Source organism: Galactobacter sp., from assembly GCF_022712295.1.
In the GTDB taxonomy this organism is placed as follows: Bacteria; Actinomycetota; Actinomycetes; order Actinomycetales; family Micrococcaceae; genus Galactobacter.
In genome coordinates, this window is sequence record NZ_JALAGT010000050.1 from 1 (window position 1) to 18,480 (window position 18,480).

General features: G+C 65.2%; 16 protein-coding genes, 1 tRNA gene and 1 pseudogene. 8 read left to right on the forward strand and 10 right to left on the reverse strand.

Annotated features, from left to right (window positions below; genetic code table 11):
- From Q0A15_RS03720 to Q0A15_RS15010, 5 genes and pseudogenes are all read left to right on the forward strand, one after another.
- On the forward strand, positions 1 to 522 hold a 522-nt coding region (locus Q0A15_RS03720; protein WP_291278194.1), incomplete at its 5' end, for a type IV secretory system conjugative DNA transfer family protein.
- 85 nt (positions 523 to 607) lie between these two features.
- Positions 608 to 1,111, forward strand: a complete 504-nt coding sequence (locus Q0A15_RS03725; RefSeq protein WP_291278195.1) for a single-stranded DNA-binding protein — start codon at positions 608 to 610, stop codon at positions 1,109 to 1,111.
- A 16-nt stretch (positions 1,112 to 1,127) separates the two neighbouring features.
- Positions 1,128 to 1,772: a hypothetical protein gene (locus Q0A15_RS03730; protein ID WP_291278196.1), complete on the forward strand. Its 645-nt coding sequence runs from the start codon at positions 1,128 to 1,130 to the stop codon at positions 1,770 to 1,772.
- Between the two features lie 5 nt (positions 1,773 to 1,777).
- Positions 1,778 to 1,978: a hypothetical protein gene (locus tag Q0A15_RS03735; RefSeq protein ID WP_291278197.1), complete on the forward strand. Its 201-nt coding sequence runs from the start codon at positions 1,778 to 1,780 to the stop codon at positions 1,976 to 1,978.
- Positions 1,979 to 2,131: 153 nt separating this feature from the next.
- Positions 2,132 to 3,271, forward strand: a pseudogene (locus tag Q0A15_RS15010) (recombinase family protein); the annotation flags it as partial.
- 93 nt (positions 3,272 to 3,364) lie between these two features.
- On the opposite strand, the gene Q0A15_RS03740 reads toward Q0A15_RS15010, so the two are convergent.
- The gene (locus Q0A15_RS03740) at positions 3,365 to 3,736 is read right to left on the reverse strand and encodes a hypothetical protein (protein WP_291278198.1); all 372 of its coding nucleotides are present in this window, start codon (positions 3,734 to 3,736) and stop codon (positions 3,365 to 3,367) included.
- Positions 3,737 to 3,824: 88 nt separating this feature from the next.
- Positions 3,825 to 3,897: transfer RNA gene (locus Q0A15_RS03745), tRNA-Ala, on the reverse strand.
- Between the two features lie 167 nt (positions 3,898 to 4,064).
- Here Q0A15_RS03745 and Q0A15_RS03750 point away from each other — a divergent pair.
- Positions 4,065 to 5,525, forward strand: coding sequence for an AI-2E family transporter (locus Q0A15_RS03750; RefSeq protein ID WP_291278199.1), 1,461 nt, complete (start codon positions 4,065 to 4,067; stop codon positions 5,523 to 5,525).
- Between the two features lie 152 nt (positions 5,526 to 5,677).
- Here Q0A15_RS03750 and Q0A15_RS03755 read toward each other — a convergent pair whose 3' ends face one another.
- The gene (locus Q0A15_RS03755; protein WP_291278200.1) at positions 5,678 to 6,334 is read right to left on the reverse strand and encodes a TetR/AcrR family transcriptional regulator C-terminal domain-containing protein; all 657 of its coding nucleotides are present in this window, start codon (positions 6,332 to 6,334) and stop codon (positions 5,678 to 5,680) included.
- A gap of 240 nt (positions 6,335 to 6,574) precedes the next feature.
- Between Q0A15_RS03755 and Q0A15_RS03760 the strand changes: the two genes are divergently transcribed.
- A complete protein-coding gene (locus Q0A15_RS03760; RefSeq protein WP_291278201.1) occupies positions 6,575 to 7,000 on the forward strand; it encodes a pyridoxamine 5'-phosphate oxidase family protein in 426 nt (141 codons plus the stop codon).
- A gap of 91 nt (positions 7,001 to 7,091) precedes the next feature.
- Here the strand turns inward: Q0A15_RS03760 and Q0A15_RS03765 are convergent, their stop codons facing one another.
- Positions 7,092 to 7,646, reverse strand: a complete 555-nt coding sequence (locus Q0A15_RS03765; RefSeq protein WP_291278202.1) for a TetR/AcrR family transcriptional regulator — start codon at positions 7,644 to 7,646, stop codon at positions 7,092 to 7,094.
- A gap of 186 nt (positions 7,647 to 7,832) precedes the next feature.
- On the opposite strand from Q0A15_RS03765, the gene Q0A15_RS03770 reads away from it, so the two are divergent.
- A complete protein-coding gene (locus Q0A15_RS03770; RefSeq protein WP_291278203.1) occupies positions 7,833 to 9,515 on the forward strand; it encodes an MFS transporter in 1,683 nt (560 codons plus the stop codon).
- Between the two features lie 103 nt (positions 9,516 to 9,618).
- On the opposite strand, the gene Q0A15_RS03775 is transcribed toward Q0A15_RS03770, so the two are convergent.
- The 6 genes from Q0A15_RS03775 to Q0A15_RS03800 form a co-directional block, all read right to left on the reverse strand.
- On the reverse strand, positions 9,619 to 10,566 hold the full coding sequence (locus tag Q0A15_RS03775) for a class C sortase (protein ID WP_291278204.1): 948 nt from the start codon (positions 10,564 to 10,566) through the stop codon (positions 9,619 to 9,621).
- Between the two features lie 24 nt (positions 10,567 to 10,590).
- Positions 10,591 to 11,973: a SpaH/EbpB family LPXTG-anchored major pilin gene (locus Q0A15_RS03780; protein WP_291278205.1), complete on the reverse strand. Its 1,383-nt coding sequence runs from the start codon at positions 11,971 to 11,973 to the stop codon at positions 10,591 to 10,593.
- A 163-nt stretch (positions 11,974 to 12,136) separates the two neighbouring features.
- Complete coding sequence (locus tag Q0A15_RS03785; protein ID WP_291278206.1) at positions 12,137 to 14,812, reverse strand: SpaA isopeptide-forming pilin-related protein; 2,676 nt, start codon at positions 14,810 to 14,812, stop codon at positions 12,137 to 12,139.
- Positions 14,813 to 15,192: 380 nt separating this feature from the next.
- Complete coding sequence (locus Q0A15_RS03790; RefSeq protein WP_291278207.1) at positions 15,193 to 16,392, reverse strand: HTTM domain-containing protein; 1,200 nt, start codon at positions 16,390 to 16,392, stop codon at positions 15,193 to 15,195.
- Positions 16,389 to 17,312: a DUF5819 family protein gene (locus Q0A15_RS03795; protein ID WP_291278208.1), complete on the reverse strand. Its 924-nt coding sequence runs from the start codon at positions 17,310 to 17,312 to the stop codon at positions 16,389 to 16,391. Before Q0A15_RS03795 ends, Q0A15_RS03790 begins: the two co-directional genes overlap by 4 nt.
- A 181-nt stretch (positions 17,313 to 17,493) precedes the next feature.
- Entirely contained in the window at positions 17,494 to 18,408 is a 915-nt protein-coding gene (locus Q0A15_RS03800; RefSeq protein ID WP_291278209.1) for an NAD(P)/FAD-dependent oxidoreductase, read from the reverse strand.
- Between the last annotated feature and the right edge of the window lie 72 nt (positions 18,409 to 18,480).

The window sequence follows — 18,480 nt, forward strand, 5'->3', positions numbered from 1 at the left end:
CCCGGCGCCCGCCTCGATCCCCCGCTGCTGCTGGCACTCGATGAGATCGGGAACCTCGCCCCGCTGCCGTCGCTGCCGACACTGATGGCCGAAGGAGGCGGCACCGGCATCACCACCCTCCCGGTGCTGCAGTCCTTGGCGCAGGCACGGCAGAAGTGGTCAGAGAACCAAGCCGGCGCGATCTGGGACGCCGCCATCGTGAAGATCATCCTCGGCGGAGCCTCCAACTCCCGCGACCTCCAAGACCTCTCCACGCTGATCGGGGAACGCGACGAGGTCACCGACTCGATCACCCTCGGCGACCACGGCACCCGCTCGAACCAGCGCTCCATCCGCCGCGTCCCGATCCTGCCCCCTGACCGGGTCCGGACGCTGCCGTTCGGCACCGGCGTCGTCCTGCTGCGCAGCGCACCGCCGATCATCACCGACCTGCGCGCCTGGCCCACACGCTCCGACGCCAATCAACTGAGCCGGGACCGCGGCGAGCTCGAACTACTCCTGGAGCGCCCGCCCCGGCAGTGAACCCGGCCTGCTGGGTGCGGATGTGCACCTGCCTGACACCAGCCATCCCGGTCCGGGGTGGCGTATCAGGAAGGGAGAAAGTCCGATGGCTATCCGCACCCAGCAGTCCCTGTCGGGATTCATCGCCACCGACCCGCAGCTGACCTACACCGAGCGCGGCGAGGCCCGCTTCTACGCCCGCTTCGGACAGGAGAACTACCGGCGCGAGGAGAACGGCGAGTTCACCAAGCTCGAACCCTCCTTCGGGAACCTCGTGCTGTATCGGGCGACCGCCGAACGCGCGCACGAGCGATTCACCAAGGGCGATCAGTTCGTCGCCGAGGGCTACACCCACGACTACTCCTACGAGCGCGAGGGCCAGCAGATCGAGGGCGAGGAGTTCGTCGCCAAGAAGATTGGCCACGACACCGCCCGCACCCGTTACGACGTCGACCGCACACCCCGCCACCAGGCGCAGACCGTCGAGCGAGATAGCCCCGCCCGGGAACAGAGTCGAGAGCAGAGCCGGGAACAGGTTCGGCCGTTCGATCCGCCGCAACAGCCCCAGCAAGCACGACAGACCGCAGCCGCGCCGGTCCTCGGACAGTAAGCGAAGGGCGACGATCATGAACGAGCAGACACCCGTGCCCGGTGCGCCCGACGGCATCGATCCAGACGAGGCCGACCTCGACGACTATGACCAGTTCGACGAGTTCGATGGAGACGACCTCGGCCCGTCGCAGGACGAGGTGCCTGGGGAGCCGCCGCATCCGGTGAACTGGAACCTGCTCTCGGCGCACGATCTGGAGCAGGAATGGCTGGAGCTGAACCGGTGGGTCGACTGGCTCCGCCACACCTACGGCCTCCCCGCCTCGGTGATCCCGCCGTTCTGGCACCACCACCCTGAGCTCCTCTGGGAGCTGTCCGCGCTCCACCTGCACTGGCTGTGCGCCTACGACCCCGACCAGAACGGCTCCGCACCGCTCGGGTGGCATCGCGACTTTGCCGACACCCGAGCCCGACTCAGGGACTGGGTCGCCGCCTCCGGCACCCGCCTCGACCGTGACCGGCCCACCCGCCAGACCACATGGCCCGGGGAAGAGCCCGCCGCTCCGGTCGAGGACGTGGTCATCGCGGATCGGGATGCGGAGTTCGTCGACTTCGTCCGCGACCAGGTCCGCCAACGCCAAGAAGCCGAGGACGCCTTCTACGCCACCCTCGATGAAGCTACCGGCGAATTCCAGAACCGGCAGGGTCGGCAGGAGCGGTGATCCTGGTGGCACGGACCTACCAGCGGAAGACGGATCGGCCGGCAGCTGACCGGCCGGTCCGTGTCCGCTACGAGCGGCGCGAGCAGATCGACGCAGAGAAGATCGCCGAGGTCCTCATCCGCATCGCCCTCCGCTCCGCCAGCGACACCACCCCGACCGGCGAGGCTGGCGCCTACCTTCGTGACCTGCTCACGACGAGCCGGTAGGATCGGTCGTGTTCCACGACGAGACATCGGCGTCGCTGGCACCCGACTTCTAAACCCCTCGCGGGGTGTTCTTTCCGCTTCCTGACGTGACCGCCATCCCGGCGCCTCGAGTCGCCCAACCACGGGTTGGGCCCTTCGAAAGGCGGTCACATCATGACGCTCATCGACCTCCCCGGCGGCATCGACCTCGCCGCCCTGCGATCCCTCGCCACCGGCAACAGCCACAACAGCATCGCAACTCCTGCCGAGGCGGCGGAGGGGCTGGTGCCGGCGGTCTCCTACCTCCGGGTCTCCACCAAGGACCAGGCCACCCGGTTCGGACAAGAAGAAGGCCTGTCCATCCCCGCGCAGCGTGAAGCCGCGGCCCGGAAGGCCGAACAGCTCGGCGCGGTCATCGTCAAGGAGTTCATCGAACCCGGCGAGTCCGCGAAGACCGCTCGCCGCCGCGCGCTGCAGGAGATGCTGGAGTACGTCGCAGCAAACCCGGTCCGGTACTGCATCATCAACAAGGTCGACCGGCTCGCCCGGAACCGCCTCGATGACGCGATCATCCACGCCACCCTCCGCGGCGCGAACATCCAGCTCGTCTCGGTCGCGGAGAACATCGACGAGACCCCGTCCGGGATGCTGATGCACGGCATCCTCGCCTCGATGGCCGAGTTCTACTCCCTCAACCTCGCCCAAGAAGTCGTCAAGGGCATGACACAGAAAGCCACCATCGGCGGCACCCCCACCAAAGCCCCGATCGGATACCTCAACGTCCGCTCCACCGACGCGAAGGGCCGCGAGGTCCGCGACATCAAAGTCGACCCTGAGCGAGCAGACCTGGTGCGGTTCGCGTTCACCGCCTACGCCACCGGCGACTGGTCCCTGTCCTCCCTCGCCCGCGAGCTCGAGACCCGCGGGCTGACCACCCGGCCGACGCCGTCGCAACCCTCGAAGCCCGTCACGACGACCGGGTTGCACAAGATCCTCACCAACCCCTACTACCAGGGCACGGTCACGTTCCGCGGCGTCACCTACGACGGCGCCCACGAACCACTCGTCGACCCGGAGACGTGGCTGCGGGTGCAGACCGAGCTCGACGCGAAGAACGCCAAAGGCGAACGCCCGCAGAAGTACGACCACTACCTCAAGGGCAGCCTCTACTGCTCCTGCGGCGCCAAGCTCATGATCGAACGACCCCGCGACAAGCACGGCGACCGGTACGAGTACTTCACCTGCACCGGCAGGCGCCGCAAGCGCACCACCTGCACCCGCTCCGCGATCCTCGCCGACCGCATCGAGCAACAGATCGAAACCACCTACAACACCAACGCACTCACCCCGGAAGAAGCCGACCGCGTGCGGGCCGTGTTGAACCAGGTGTTCGACCAGCTCGAAGCCTCAAGCGACGACGAACGCAAACTCCTCCAGACCCAGCGGGACAAGCTCGACGCCGAACGTCTCAAGCTCGTCCAGGCCCACTACGCCGACGCGATCCCCCTCGACCTCCTCAAGAGCGAACAGGACCGCATCCGCACCAGCCTCGACGCGATCACTAACCGGCTCGACAGCCTCACCGACACCTACGCGGCCGCACGCGCCGGGCTCGATCAGATCGCCGACATCCTCACCGACCTCGGCGACCTCTACGCCAAGGCCGAGCCCGCTGAACGCCGCATGCTCAACCGAGCCCTGTTCACCAAGATCATCATCGACGAAGACGAACACGTCAGCTACACGCCCGACGAGCCCGTCGCCAGCGTCCTCGCCCACACCGGCACCGCCGTGACCAGCGACATCCACACAAAAACGAACCTGCCCCGTCACCAGACGGGGCAGGTTTCGATCTTCTCAACTTACGTGGAGGTAAGGGGATTCGAACCCCTGACCTTCTGCATGCCATGCAGACGCGCTACCAACTGCGCCATACCCCCAGATCGAGGCGGCTTCCACACCGGAAATTCGGCGTTTCGACCGAGAAAAGACTCTACAGTACTGCCGAGCCACACTCCAAATCGGTCAGCACCTACACCTCGCCGGGCCACGTATACGCCCTAGACTGGCGACATCGCCGCATCACCCCAGCTTTGAGGACAAATCCATGACCACCCCCGGGGACGACCTGGAGCCCGCGCAGGAGAACCGAGCAGAGGACGCAGCAAACCCGACCACGGGTCAGGTCCCCGTCCCGGATGACGCGAAGTCCTTCTCTGCCAGGTCCGTCCAAGGGCAGCAGACGGACCCCACGGCTCCGACGTCTGCGCCGAACGCCCAGGATCATGCGGCCGGCGTCCCTGACGCGACGCCCCCGGACGACGAACCCGCAGGAGCCAGTACTGAGCCCGCAGTCACCCGCCAGCCCGGAGTGACCCGACTCAACGGCAACGTACCGGATCCGGAGATCACCGCCTCAGCCGGCGAGAAACGGTTGGAGGAGGAGAAGAAGACCAAGTACGCGATGCCGCGCTTCGTGTCCGTGACCCTTGGGGTGGCGGCCACGGTGGTGGTGCTCTATCTGATCACGGACTTGAGCGCCATCATCGCCCCCTTCTTCCTTGGCCTGAATCTCATGATCGCGGTGCACCCCATCCACAGGTTGCTGGCCCGCGTCATGCCTCGCTTCGTCGCAGCCATCATCTCCCTGATTGCGGTGCTGGTGATCCTGATCGGATTCATCTGGGGGTGTATCTGGGCCCTCCTGGAGCTCATCAAGGCCTTGCCGCAGTACAACCAGGAGTTCACCGCGCTCTGGTTCCAGATCGTGGACCTCGCAAGCACGCTGGGACTCGACGTGCAGTGGGTCAACAACGCCTTGGGTTCCATCAACCCGAGCGACGTCATGTCCTTGGTCGGCCCGGTGCTCTCGAACCTTACTTCCATCATCTCTTTGCTCACCACACTGGTGATGGCCACCTTCTTCATGGCCATGGACACGCCTTCCATGAGTTCTCGCATGAAGATTTTGCGTGTGGTGCAGCCACGTGCGCTGGCCGTGGTCATGGACTTCTCCACCGGTGTGCGCCGCTACTGGGTGGTCGCCACGCTCTTCGGCCTGGTCGTTGCCCTGTTGGATGTCGCGGCGCTGTCCATCATCGGTGTCCCGTTGATCTGGGTGTGGGGCGTACTGGCGTTCGTCACCAACTACATCCCGAACATCGGCTTCGTGGTGGGCCTGGTTCCGCCCGCGCTGTTGGCCCTGTTGGACGGTGGATGGCAACCCGCAGTGGTCGTTGTGGTGGTTTACTGCCTGCTCAACTTCGTGATTCAGGTTCTCATCCAGCCCAAGATCACGGGTGAGTCCGTGGGCGTCACCGGGACCATCTCGTTCCTGTCCCTGCTCTTCTGGGTGATCTTCCTCGGCCCGCTCGGTGCGCTCCTGGCGCTTCCCGCCACGCTGTTGGTGAAGGCGCTCCTCGTTGACGCCGACCCAAAGGCCCGTTGGCTGAACGTGTTCATCGCGTCCAGTCCGGACACCGCACTGCCGGCTGACGAGCAACCCGAACCGCGCTCGGCCCGCAAACGCCGTCGGGCGCAGGAGCGGTCCGCGCTCTACGGCGGCTAGTCAAAAGATTTCACGCACGATCCCCTGAGGCTTTCCGTCGCCGCCACATGCTTTATCCGTGGTGCACCGACGGAAAGCCTCAGGAGGGCCAGGTAGTGAGGTGCCGGGACCAGGAAGGACCAGCTGCGGGCGTTGACGGCAAGCCCAAAGGGTCAGGCTGCGGGAGCCCCCGGAAGCCGCGAGAGCCCCTCGACGATGGCCGTGATTCCGACGTCAAAGGCCGCCGCAGCCGTGTTGGTCCGGACGTGTTCGGGCGACATCGCAAGTGCCAACGTGCTGAGCTCCCCACTGATCTCACCGCTGTGCAACCCGAGTTCGGGGCCGGTCAGATCCTGCACCGAGCCGATCACCAGGGATTCGACGGAGCGCAGCACGGCCACCGCCTGGGACACCGGCCACCCAGCGGCGACGAGACCGGACGCGACCGCCTCATACATCTTCATGGTGGAAGGATCCTGTGGCGGCGTGGAGGCCAGCAGCCTTCCCAGATACGGGTGCTCAGCCATCGCTTCGAAGTAGGAGCGGGCCCAGCGTTCCAGGGCCACATTCCAGGGAGCGTCTACGAATCCGTCCGCGTCGACGTTCTCCACAAGGTGAGCGCGCATCATCTCCACGAGTTCTGCACGATTGGTGACGTGGTTGTACAGCGAGCTGACCTGGCGTCCCACGCGTTTGGCCAGCATCCGCATGGACAGCAGGTCCTCGTGTCCCTCGTCCACCAGGTCCAGTGCAGCAGCCACCAGCCGCCTACGTGTCAGGGGACGGCTGGGATCGTCCTCCCAGCGTTCACGATGCGCAGACGTGTTCACGAAAACTCGTAAGTCCTCTCAGGTTTCAAGCGATCGGTTGGCCAGAAAAGCCGACCCATCGCGGCGTCGATTCAAGGGAACTTTAGCCCTCACACGTTGCCACACAGTGACACGACAGACTGTATGGCGTCTCGACGCGTCTCATAACGAAAAAATGGAGGCAGTTCCCGGCTGCTCCAGACATCCGCCACAGCTGCGGGAAGCATCGACGCCCATGTGCGACGGGTGCACAATAGGAATATGACTACTCAGGACCCGATCACGGAACTGGCCGCCGACACCTGCTGGGAAAAGTTGGGCACCCAGACTCTGGGCCGCATCGTCACCAACGCGGCCGGCATCATCGACATCTTCCCCATCAACTATGTGGTGGACGGTGAGTCCGTGGTCTTCCGTACCGCGGAAGGCAACAAGCTCGTGGAACTCACCCTGAGCGACGAGGTGCTCTTCGAGGTGGACAGCTACACGGACACCGATGCATGGTCCGTCATCGTGCGCGGTAGCGCCAAGCAGCTGGACACCGAGGCAGAGATCAACGCCGCCGAGGAGCTGGATCTGGCCCCGTTCGCTCCCACCGTCAAGCGCAATTTCGTGCGGATCACCGCGAACCAGATCACTGGTCGCGCCTTCCCGCGTGGCGAGGAACCCCCGCAATCGGTGGTCTGAGTCTTCCGGATTCTCCAACCCTAGGGCTTTCCGTCACCGCCCCCTGGATGATCCGGGAGGCGGTGACGGAAAGCCTGAGGGTTTTCGCTTTTCAGCGCCCAGCCGCGGCAGCGGCCTTGAGCACCCGCACCTGCGCCAGCAACCCGTCCATGTCCCCGCCGGCCTCGGGACGATTCAGCTCCCCCGGTAACGCGGCGTAGGAGTAGAGGCCGTCCCCGATCAGCAGAATGGTCTCCGCGACCGAAGGGTCCCCAACCTCTTCCAGCACCAGGTCCAGCCACCAGGTGTGAATGGTTTCGATGGCATGTTTCGCGGAGGCAACATCCGCCTGCAGCAGCCTGATCAGGGCCGCGTAAGTCACGTCGAAGCGGGACTTGGTATTGACCGACGTCCGTACGTAGTACTCGCTGGGTCCATCCGGGGCGGAACGCATCTTCTCCACGTCCGCCCGGCCCAGCTCCAGCATCTGCTCAGAGAGCGCCTCCGCGAGCGCCTCCTTGGTCTTGAAGTGGTACAGCAACCCACCCTTGGAGACCCCGGCCTTGTTCGCCACGGCCTCGAGTGTCGCGGCGCGTTCTCCCTCATCGCGCAGGAGCTCCGCGTAGGCGTCGAGGAGTTTCTCACGTGCGGCCGGAGGTCTGGACATGTCTTCGATGGTAGACGCCCCTAGCCGTGGTGCGGAGTTCGCGACGAAGCTCACCTTTCCCCGAGTCGCAACAAAACCGTCCAGACGGTACAGTTATAAGGGTGCGTGCAGCCGTGCCCGCACCCCGGCCGTCCCCTCCGAGTAGGAACGGCCAACCGACCATCAACACCACCCGAGGAAGAGTCCATGTCCGCCCGCAACTCGATCGACTCCAAGCGTCCCGCGGTCCCTGCACGCACGCAGGAACCCGCGCCCGTGACCGGGTCCATCCCCATCGCGGGCGCCCCGGCCTATCCCCACGAGGAACGCCTCGCGGTCGCCACGGGACAGATCCCCGTCGTCCGCCCCGGCACCGCTGAAGGCCACACCACCGCAGGCCCGGCCTGGCGCCGTTGGTCAGCGTTGGCCTTGTTGATGCTCCCGGTGCTGCTGGTGTCCATCGACAACAACGTGCTCACGTTCGCGTTGCCGAAGATCGGCGCAGCCTTGAACTCCACCGGCACGCAGCAGTTGTGGATGATCGACATCTACCCGCTGATCCTGGCCGGGTTCCTGGTGCCCATGGGTAATCTGGGTGACCGGATCGGCCGCCGCCGGGTTCTGCTGATCGGCGGCGTGGGCTTCGCCGTGGTCTCCGTGGCCGCGGCCTTCTCCCCCACCTCCGCCACTCTCATCGGCCTGCGGGCGGCACAGGCCGTGTTCGGGTCCATGCTGATGCCGGCCACGCTGTCCCTGATCCGCAACATCTTCACGGATCCCAAGGAACGCACCACCGCCGTGGCCCTCTACGCCTCGATGTTCTCCGCAGGCGCCGCTGCAGGCCCCGTCGTGGGTGGTTGGCTGCTGCAGCACTTCTCCTGGGGCTCGGTCTTCCTGATCTCCGTGCCGATCCTGATTCCGCTGCTGGCCTTGTCCCATTGGTTGATCCCCGAATCCCGCGACCCGCAGCCGGGGCCCATGGATCCCATCTCCATCCTGTTGGTGGTCGGCGCTCTGCTTCCGGTGACCTTCGGCATCAAGGCCTTCGCCACCGGGGAGCCCTGGTACATGGGCCTTGGCGCGGTCATCCTCGGCCTGGTACTCGGTTACGCCTTCGTGATGCGGCAGTTGGGCCGCAAGACCCCCATGTTGGATGTGCGTCTGTTCAAGCGCAAGGCCTTCTCCGGCCCGCTCGTGGTGAACATGATGAGCCTGTTCTCCATGGTCGGCTTCATGTACTACCTGACCCAGCACCTGCAGTTGGTGGAGGGCCTGAAGCCGGCCGCCGCAGCGAACTTCATGCTGCCCGGTCTGATCGTGATGTTCTGCTCGGGCCTCGTGGTGGTCCCGATCGCCAAGCGCGTCGGCCGCGTGCCCGCCATGGTGCTAGGCGTCGGCGTGAACGTCGCCGCCTACGGTGTGTTGGCCGTGCTGGGCCACATGGGCGGCTTGTGGGTTCCCATGATCTCGTTCGTCCTGCTGGGCATCGGCGTCGGCTTCTCGGAGACCATCTCCAACGACCTGGCGCTCTCCGCCGTTCCCGCGTCCAAGGCCGGCGCGGCCTCCGCGATCTCCGAGACCGCCTATGAGGTCGGCTCGGTGCTCGGCACCGCGGTTCTGGGCGGGTTGCTCAACGCCTTCTACGCAGCTCATCTACACCTTCCGGGTGGTCTGACGGCGGTGCAGGGACACCAGGCGCAGGAGACCCTGGCCGGCGCTCACGATGTTGCCCTGGAGATCGGCGCCGTCTCGACCGAGCAGGCGTCCTCCTTGGTGGATTCCGCTGCGCACGCCTTCGATTCCGGCGTCTCACTGACGGCCGGCATCGCCGCCCTGCTCTCGCTCGGCGTGGCGATCGGCGTGGGCCGCCTGCTGCGCGGCGTGCGCTGATCGCGCCCCACGCCGTCGGACACTGGTCACCACCCCGCACCGGGTGCACGACGGGCGCGGCCCAGCGCCGCGATCGCGGCGCCCAGGCGCGCCCCGGGAAGCACTAGCTGTGCTTGCCCTGACGCTTCCGTTTGCCGCGCGGTGTGGCCGGGAAGCCAGAGCGCCAGACATAGACGATGGCGGCAACGAGTGCTCCGGAGAGCCAGAGAACCCACCAGGGGAATCCGGGAATGGTGGGGTCCTTGGCCGCAGCGTCGATGTCCTTCTGCGGCGTCGGGTGTACGCGTTCGCCGGTGACGAGGATCCGCTGGGAATTGATCCCGAGCGGTGTGCAGGTCACCAGCGTCATCAGGTCCTTACCGGATTCCGCCTTCAACGCTGCGGTGTCGGAGGGATCCACGACCTTGGTCGAGACCACCCGGTAGGTCAGGACCTCACCGAAGGTGGAGACGGAGAACGTGTCACCGGTGGAGACCTCGTTCAACCGGGTGAACATCTCCGAGTCCGCGAGGCCACGATGCCCGGTGAGGACGGAATGCGTCCCTTGCCCGCCCACGGGCAGGCTGGTGCCTTCCAAGTGCCCGACGCCCTTCAACAGGGTCTCGTCGCTGGTTCCGTGGTACACGGGAAGATCCAGCTTGATCCCTCGGATTTGTAGGCGAGCCATGACGGAATCCGTGGAGCCGTTGTTGAGAATGTCCTCGTAGTCCGGCAGCTCTGCAGTGGCGCCCGTGGCTTGTCCGGACCCGGTGGGCAGGCGGTGGTCCTTCTCCAACACTGCCCCTGAGGAGAGCGCATCGTTGTACTTGTGGGCCAGGGCGATCTGTTGCGCGTTCGCCTGGGCGCGTTCATCGTTGTTCACGTTCATGGAGTCGCCCACGATGAGGGACTGATCACGCTGATGGAACCACTGGGCCACGTTCGGGTAGGACACCACGCTGATACCCACCAGCGCCACGAGTGCGACGATCGCGGCCGGCCAGGGGAAACGCCACCGGCCCCGTCCACCCTTGCGGGTGGACGGGGCCTCGGCCGAGTCAGTCAGACTCATGCGCTACCGTGAACCTTCCGGTTCTCAGCGCTGTGCAGCGTGGCGGCGACGGTTCACCACGAGGGCGGAGCCGGCAGCCAACAGCACCAGGGCGGAGCCGGCGATGATGGCCAACATCTGACCGTTGGCGCCGGTCAGCGGCAGCTCCGGGTGGTCCTGCTGCGTGTTCTCGATGCTGTATTTGGTGGAAGCGGTCTCGCCGACCTTCACGGTGACCTTCTTGATGGTGCCGTCCAGGACGTAGCCAGCGGGAGCCTTGGTCTCCTTGATCCAGTAGTCGCGGTTGTCGGGCTCGGAATCCTTACCGACGTAGAGGGAGATGCTGGCCTTGCCGTTGGAGCCGGTGGTGATGGTGCCGACCTTGTTCTTGCCCTCAGCGTCGGAGTAGACCTCGAACTCTGCACCGGCCAGAGTCTTGGACTCATCGCCCTTGGCGATCTTGGTGATCTCCAGGTCACCCCACTTGGTCTTGGGGGTGTTGGTCTCGGTGCCGTGGTCCTGCTTGGGATCGTTGACGAACTGTGTGGCGGTGTTCTCGATGACGCCGGTACCCAGGGTCTTCACCGTGGTGGTGAGCTTGATCTTCACGTCACCGACGGAGAGCTTGGAGGCGTCGAAGGTGACGGTCACCTTCTGGCCGTCCACGGTCACCGTGTAATCGGTGCCCTCGGTCTTGCTCTCAACGGCTACGGACTTGTACTGAAGACGGGGGTCGAGGGTATCGGTGACCGCGAAGGAGGACAGTGTGTCTTCCTTGTTCAGCGCGGGAACCTTGGCGGTGATATCCCAGGTGACGTCGGAGCCCAGCACCGGAGCGGTCGGCTCGCTCACGGTCTTCTCTGGCTTGTCCTGCAGCTGGTTCTTCGGGTAGACGTGCACGTCGTAGAGCCAGGAGCCGTTGTTCTGCGACAGCGGCAGGGTCACCAGGAACGGAGCCGCCTTGGAGACCACGTTGGCCGGGGCATCGGTCTCGGTGACCAGGTACAGGCCGTGATCCAGGGTCTTGGAGATCTCGCCGTTGGAATCGGTCTCGTCGGTGACTGCGGTACCGAGCTTGTAGGCGGACGGGGATGCGGTCACATCCTCGGCCTTGACCCCGGAGATGAGGTCCCACCCGGCTGCGGTGTCCAGGTCGATGGCTGCGCCATTCTTGGACTCGACCTTCTGGATGGAGAAGGTCACGCCAGCCAGAGCGGGGTTAGTGATGTTCTGCGGCGTGCCATCTCCGGCCTTGCCCTGTGTACCGGAGTGCTTGTGGATGGTCAGCGTGGTGGCCTGATCCGGATCGATGTTGCCTGCGGAAACGTCGGCCGCATTGGCCGCACCGGCTGCACCGGTAGCGGTCAGTGCCAGAGCACCGAGCACAACGGCGAGGCGCCGGCCGAGCCCGAACTTTGCGTTCTTCATATCTTCAGTGATCTTTCTGCATGGGGATCAGACCGCTACGGCCTTACCCGGGTGGGTGACGTGACGTGCTATGAGCGCGCCGTCGGTCTTCGTGTGAAGGAAGTCTTGGTGGGGCTCGGTGCCGCCCCTCAGGAGGCGGCACCGAGCGTCATGGCTGAATCGCTCAGCCGTTGCGACCCTTGCGGCGACGCAGGGTCAGGACGGCGCCCGTCCCTGCCCCGGCCACCAGGATCAGGCCGCCCGCAATGAGGAAGGCGTCCGTTCCGGTGCCGCCGGTCAGCGGCAGGGTCGGCGACTCCGCTTGATCGTTCTTGAACGAGGTGTCGAAGGCCTTGACCAGGTGAGCACCCTCGATCGTGAACTCGTGTTCCGTGGAATCCAGGACGTACCCGGCCGGAGCCTTGGATTCCGTCAGCGTGTAGTCGCCCCAATCCAGCCCGGTCAGCGTGAACTTGCCCTTGGCAGGATCCTGATCGCCACCGGCTGCACAGGGTGCTCCGGTGCAGTCCTTGATGGTGGTGGAGGTACCGCCCGGGCCGGTCAGCGTCCACTCGGAGTCGCCCAGAAGGGTCCCGTGGCCGTCGTCCTTGGACCAGGTCACCCCGCCGGCCTTGTCCGCATTGGTGAAGGTACAGGTGACCTTGTCCCCGGCAGTCACGGTGACCTTGCCGCCTTTGAGTTCGCCGCCGGTGCAGGTCAGGTTCTTCTGCTCGTAGCCGGGCAGCTGATCCTCAGACAGCGTGAACGTTCCAGGCTGCACCGTCTTGGTCTCACCGGTGGCGAAGTTCAGGGTGGTACCGGAGGAGGGCTTGGCGTGCAGCTTGGTGTTCCAGTCCGCTGCGGCCTTGTCGCCGTTGTGGGAGTTCTCGACGCTCTTGACCAGGGTCAGTTGTGCGGTCTTGGGGGCATTCGTGAACGTGCACTCCACCGTGCGGGCCTTCAGATCGGCGGCTGCGGGGATGGCTCCCAACTCCACAGAACGCGAGGAACCCGTCGTGGTGACGTTGCCCTGCTTCAGCACCGTGTTGTTGTGGGCCGTATCGATGCACTTGTACGAGGTGTCGTACTTGGAGAAGTCCAGGCCACCGACGGAGGATTCCTGGATGGTGTAGCTGTGACCGGAACCGGTCAGGATGTCCGCCGGCCCCACCTTCTGCGCCTGCACGCCGTCGGCCTGACCCGTGGTCGTGGCCGGTGTGCCCACCGCCGAGTTGGTCACCGTGTCCTTGGCCGACAGCGCGACCTGGTCGCCGGCATTCACACGGCCGGTGAAGTTCTTCACCACGCTCAGCGTGGACTTCGACTTGGCCTTATTGGTGATGGTGCACACCACGGCCTTCGCGGACGCCGGAACGGTGGCGGTGCCGCTGGTGCCCTGGTTGTTGTTCACGGTCAGAGGGTTGCCGTCCGCCGTGCAGACGGCAGAGGAGGTGTAGTTGCCCAGGTCCGTGTCATCGGCTCCCGCCTCGGAGAAGTTCACCGTGGTGCCAGCTTTAATCGGGAAGGGACCCACGATCTGGTCCTGCACTCCCGAGGCAGTGCCCTCGGTCGTGGCCGTACCCAGCGAGGTGCTGCCGTCCTTGAGTTCGAGATCGAACTGGTCGGCATCCAGGTAGCGCTTGCCGTCCAGCTTCTTCTGCAACGTGATGGTGGCGGGGGATGAACACGACGCGAGGTCGGAGCTGCCCGACAAACTTCCAGCAGAGGCACCACCGCTCCAGTTGGGCATGTTGTAGCTGCTCAGGGAAGTGGAGGAGCCGAGGTAGGCCTTTCCGGAGGCGTCGAACGCAACGCCATTGACGTCAGTGGAGGTCCTGTAGTCACCGGATTTCGACGAGGTGATGGCGCCGCCATTGGCCGCGGCCAGGTTTGCGGCGGTGATGGAGAACACCGTGGTGGTGTTCCCGCTGCCGCGCACGATGAAGAGGTTGCCGTTGGAATCGAACGCGATGTCGCCGTTCGCAGACGTCGGGATTCCGTTACCACTGGCTGTCTGAGTGGCTCCGACATAGGTGATTGCGCCCGTGGTCGGTGAGTACTTCCAGATCCGGAAGGTCTGAACCGAATTCCGTCCCGAACCGGTGGTTTGGAACCCACCGAAGTAGTACTCGCCCGTCTTGAGGTCCACGGCACCGGCCACCAATTGACCTGAGAAACTGTCGGTCCAGCTCAGGTCCCTTGACACATTGGTGTTCGACCAATTTCCTGTGCCGACGTCATACCGGTAGATGGTGGCAGTTCGATTGTTGTTCGACCGCTCATACGCATAGGCCACGGATCCGTTGGCGCCGATGCCGACACCGTTGAAACTGCTAACAGGTAAGTTCCATCCACTACCTGTTGTGGCCTGATGGCCGACCGCCGTCCTGTCACCGTTGGTGACCTCGTAGAGCTGCCCGGAACCGGACACGGAGTAGACGGTCCCCGCGGTGCACTGCAGCGGCTTCGCCGCGGCCAGAGGCCCGATCTCGGCGCGCGGGGAAGCCTCACCCTCAGTGGAGTCGGTCTCGTCCGCAGACGCGGACTTCGCGTCAGCGTCCGACGTTTTCGTCGCCTTCCGAGCGGAGTTTGCCTGGCCGTCCGCCGACTCCGAGGAGTCTGCCGCGGCCGGCGTCTCGGCCGTTACCTCGCCGTCGGTCGTCGCCTCGGCCGTCTGGGTGGCCTGCGGTGACGCCTCAGGCTCGGACTGGTCCGCCATCGCCGGGCCGGCGCACAAGCCGGCCAGCAGTGCCGCCGACAGTGCGGCCACCGCGGTGCCGCGGCCCCAGCTCCGACGAGTCGTGTCGGCGCCGAGGCGCAGGGCCGTCCTGGGCCGCGAACGGCCCCGTGATGACGACATTCTGTCTCCGTTCCATCAAGGGTTGCGAAAACCCCTGAGGTTCGGCGACGACCGCACGCCATGAAGGGGCACGGTCCATCCAACTGAAGATCACAGAAACTGTGAACGTAAAATCCTTGAAATCAGTAGCTGCATACCCCTTTTTCCAATACATTGTTATGTATCAGCGTTCGGTAAGAGTCTCATGATAAACGGAACAGGGTGATGGTTTGACCATCCGTGTTTTCGTGAACCCGATGGCACTGCCCTACGTAGTCTGCCGATGGCCGATCAGTACTTTTCTCCCCGACCACCAGTAGAGATCCACGCCACCCTGTCAGCCCCGCCGAGCCCCAACGCAGCTCCTCACGAAACGAGAGTCCGTAGTCAGCGGATCCGGATCAAGCCGTCTTCGTCCAGAGCCGACGCATATGGGCAGCGGCCGTGGTCCACGATTTCTCGGTGACGAAGATGAAGTCGATGGCGATCATGGCCAGGGAGAACCAGGGCAGGCCCATCAGCAAGGCGATTCCGAGGTGGAAGCCCATGATCCCGATCAAGGCGACCACGCGGGTGGGGTGGGTCAACAGCATGGCCGGGAAGCAGAACTGGATGATGATGGAACCCCAGCTGGCGATGGCCACGCTGATGCCGAAGGTGGTTGCCAGGGTGGACAGTTCCGGCCAGGTGCCGAACTGAACGGTGTGCAGCGGGTCGTAGACGGCCCAGCCCTCCTGCCAGGGTTTCCCGCCCGCCTTGTACAAGGCACCGGAGGCATACACGAAGCAGACCTGCGCGGTCAGGGCGATCAATGCGAGGTTGTTGAACAGGGACCCGATCTCCGGCTTGGACTCGAAGATCGGTTCACCTCGCCACACGCGCAATGGCCATGAGCCGCGGCTCCCCTGACCGGTACCCGCAGGCAACGCGGCCAGCTTGCGACGCCGTCTGGCATCCAGCGACCACACCCGGCACGGATCCGCGAAGAAGAGCAGCAGCAGGGCGATGCGATACATGTTGTCGCCCTGATCGCCCAGCATGTCGTTGGCCTCGATGAAGGACACCCAGCCGAAGAAGTAGAACGGCAGCACCAGTTTGAAGCGGTACCCCAGCATGATCAGCACGGCCAGGACGCCGAGCAGCAGGTAGAAGAACGTGTACCAGCCGCCATGGATTGAGAGCCTGTGGAACAGGGAGAAGATCCAGATCCGAGGGAAGTCCGAGTCCGAGGCGACGTATTCGCCGTTCCACATGGAGCCGGGACCGAACGCATACAGGCGGGTGCGCCAATTCGTGGCCAGCAGGCCGATACCCACCACACCGAACATCATGCGGGTCACCGTGAGCCCGTGGGCGGCCTTCTTCCCGTCAAGCAGCCAGTTCTCGCAGAACGCGTAGACACGCACCACGGTGCGCCCCAGCAGGGCCAGCAACGCCTTGATCGCGGCCCAGAGGAACCGGCCGAACCTGGTCGCGAGCGCTAGGACACCGACCATCTGAACCGACTGCCCGACGTCGTGCCTTGCCGCCTTGGCGGCCCCACCGGCGCCCCCGGCGCCGGACTTGCCCTGCCCGGACGTGTTCTTCTGCGCGGTGCTCACGAGTTGTTCTCCTCGTACTGGTGGTAGAGGCGGCGGAACGTCTTGGCGAAGTCCTCATCGTTCTGATGGGCGGCCACTTGGATTCCGCGCCAACCCGTGGGGGTGTACTGGACGCCGGGGCGCTTGGCGTCGGCGTCGTTGCGCTGGGCGAAGGGGATCACGTTCTGACGTTCCATGCGGTACTGCACCCGCACCACGTCCTTGCCCCACACAGCACGGGCCACCTGAGTGGAGTACCGCACCGCACGGAAGTCGGCCTCGATATATCCGGGAACCATGCCGGCTTTCTCGGTGGTGACCTTCTTCCCGTTCTTGTCCACAGGGTCCTTGAGCGTGGATGAGAGCCGGTTTGACCAGTCGTCGTTGTAGTAGTTCAGACCGGCGATGCGCTGCTGTTCCTTGTCCAGCTTCTGGTAGGCGGACCGGTAGTCCGAGGCCAGGCTGATGGATTGTCCGGCGGCTCGTGCCGGAAAGAGCTTGTGTGTCATCATCTGGGTCTCGATGTCGGTCACCGGGATCCAGTCCTTCGTGATCTCCTCATCGCCCGCCTTCACCACGGCGCGCACGAACATGCGGTTGTCGCCGTTGATGGGTTCCGGGGCGAACACCGACCAGGACTGTCCAAACACTGGAAGCATGTAGTTGCTGAGGGCGTCCCCCGGGATCACGTTGCGGGCCGGCCCTGCGGGGGCGATCCAGACGAAACTGGCGAAGACGTGCCAGGCCGTGAACGCGGCGGCCGCGACCATGATGCCGCGGACCCACCAGCTGCGCTTCTTGAGCTGGGACCGTTCGGCGGGCCGAGCGGTCTCCTCTGCTGCGGCGCTCTCGTCCTCAGCGGCAGGAGCCTGGTTGGCCCGCGAGTCCGGGCTGGCCCCCCGGTGCGTCTCCTTCGCGGAGTCCTTGGCTGGGTGACCCACGTCAGGTCCCTTCTCGTCAGGTGTGTCACCGTGCACGGGGCAATCGGTGACGCGCAGTGATAAGCCAGACAAGCCTAGGTCTGTTCGGGCGGAGAAATCACGTTCCAAACTCAACGCCAAGCGCCGAGTGGACCTCCCGGACCGGCTTCGGCTGGCCTGGGAACGACAAAGCTGCGACGGATCAACGGAACTCCTCCGGCACCGGGATCCCGTGATCGACCAACGCCGTGAGCGCGGCCAGGTATCCGCTCATGCCGTGAACGCCGGGGCCGGGAACGGAGGAACCGGAACCCAAATAGAGATTCTTGACCGGGGTACGCCATGGAGCCGTTGCCAGAATCGGGCGCGCGATCATCGTTGTGAGGCCCAGTGCGCCGGAGGCGATGTCCCCGCCGACGTAGTTGGGGTTGTACTCCTCGGAGGCCGCAGCCGAGGTGTGCTGCACGTGCAACACTCTCTCTCGCAACCCTGGCGCATGGGCCTCGAGGATGTCCAGCAGCAGCTCGGTCTGATCACGGTCGTTGCCCGCGGGCGAATGACAGTAGGCCCACAGAACGTGTTCGCCCTCGGGAGCCCTGGAGGGATCCACGACGCTGGGCTGCACCGCGAGCACGAACGGTTCGGCCGGGAAACGCCCCTTGGCCACCTCGGCCTCCGCCCCCGCCACGTGAGCAAACGTCCCTCCCACATGCACCGTGGGCGCCTTCGCCAGCATCGGATCGCTCCACGGCACGGGCCCTGACAGCGCGACGTCGATCTTGGAGATCCCCGCCCCATACCGGGTGCGCTCCAGCTTGCGGCGATAGCGGGCGGGCAGAGCCCGCCCACCCAAGCGCGCCAGCGCGGCGGCCGACGTATCGGCAACCACCAGATCGTCGGGCACCTCGTCCAAGGACTCGATCCAGCGTCCGGTGACGAGCGAGCCTCCGTGCGCCACGACGTCGGACATCAGGGTGTCGGTGAGCACCTGCGCGCCGCCCAGCGGGACCGGCCACCCTGCAGGGCCGTGGGCGGCCGCTGCAAGCACCAGGCCGGCGGCCGCCGCCGGGAATGACGGAACGCGGGACAGGCCATGGGCCAAGGCACCGGAGAGCAAAGAGGTGTCTTAATCACATCGCCAACGCAGACCCACCAGTGAGACGGCAAGTTCAAGTAAGCGCCGTCCGAA

Excerpts from the sequence above, each read along its gene's own strand:
- Q0A15_RS03725 (WP_291278195.1), top strand. The coding sequence starts at position 608 with ATGGCTATCCGCACCCAGCAGTCCCTGTCGGGATTCATCGCCACCGAC.
- Q0A15_RS03730 (WP_291278196.1), top strand. The coding sequence starts at position 1,128 with ATGAACGAGCAGACACCCGTGCCCGGTGCGCCCGACGGCATCGATCCA.
- Q0A15_RS03750 (WP_291278199.1), top strand. The coding sequence starts at position 4,065 with ATGACCACCCCCGGGGACGACCTGGAGCCCGCGCAGGAGAACCGAGCA.
- Q0A15_RS03760 (WP_291278201.1), top strand. The coding sequence starts at position 6,575 with ATGACTACTCAGGACCCGATCACGGAACTGGCCGCCGACACCTGCTGG.
- Q0A15_RS03765 (WP_291278202.1), bottom strand. The coding sequence starts at position 7,646 with ATGTCCAGACCTCCGGCCGCACGTGAGAAACTCCTCGACGCCTACGCG.
- Q0A15_RS03770 (WP_291278203.1), top strand. The coding sequence starts at position 7,833 with ATGTCCGCCCGCAACTCGATCGACTCCAAGCGTCCCGCGGTCCCTGCA.
- Q0A15_RS03775 (WP_291278204.1), bottom strand. The coding sequence starts at position 10,566 with ATGAGTCTGACTGACTCGGCCGAGGCCCCGTCCACCCGCAAGGGTGGA.
- Q0A15_RS03780 (WP_291278205.1), bottom strand. The coding sequence starts at position 11,973 with ATGAAGAACGCAAAGTTCGGGCTCGGCCGGCGCCTCGCCGTTGTGCTC.
- Q0A15_RS03785 (WP_291278206.1), bottom strand. The coding sequence starts at position 14,812 with ATGTCGTCATCACGGGGCCGTTCGCGGCCCAGGACGGCCCTGCGCCTC.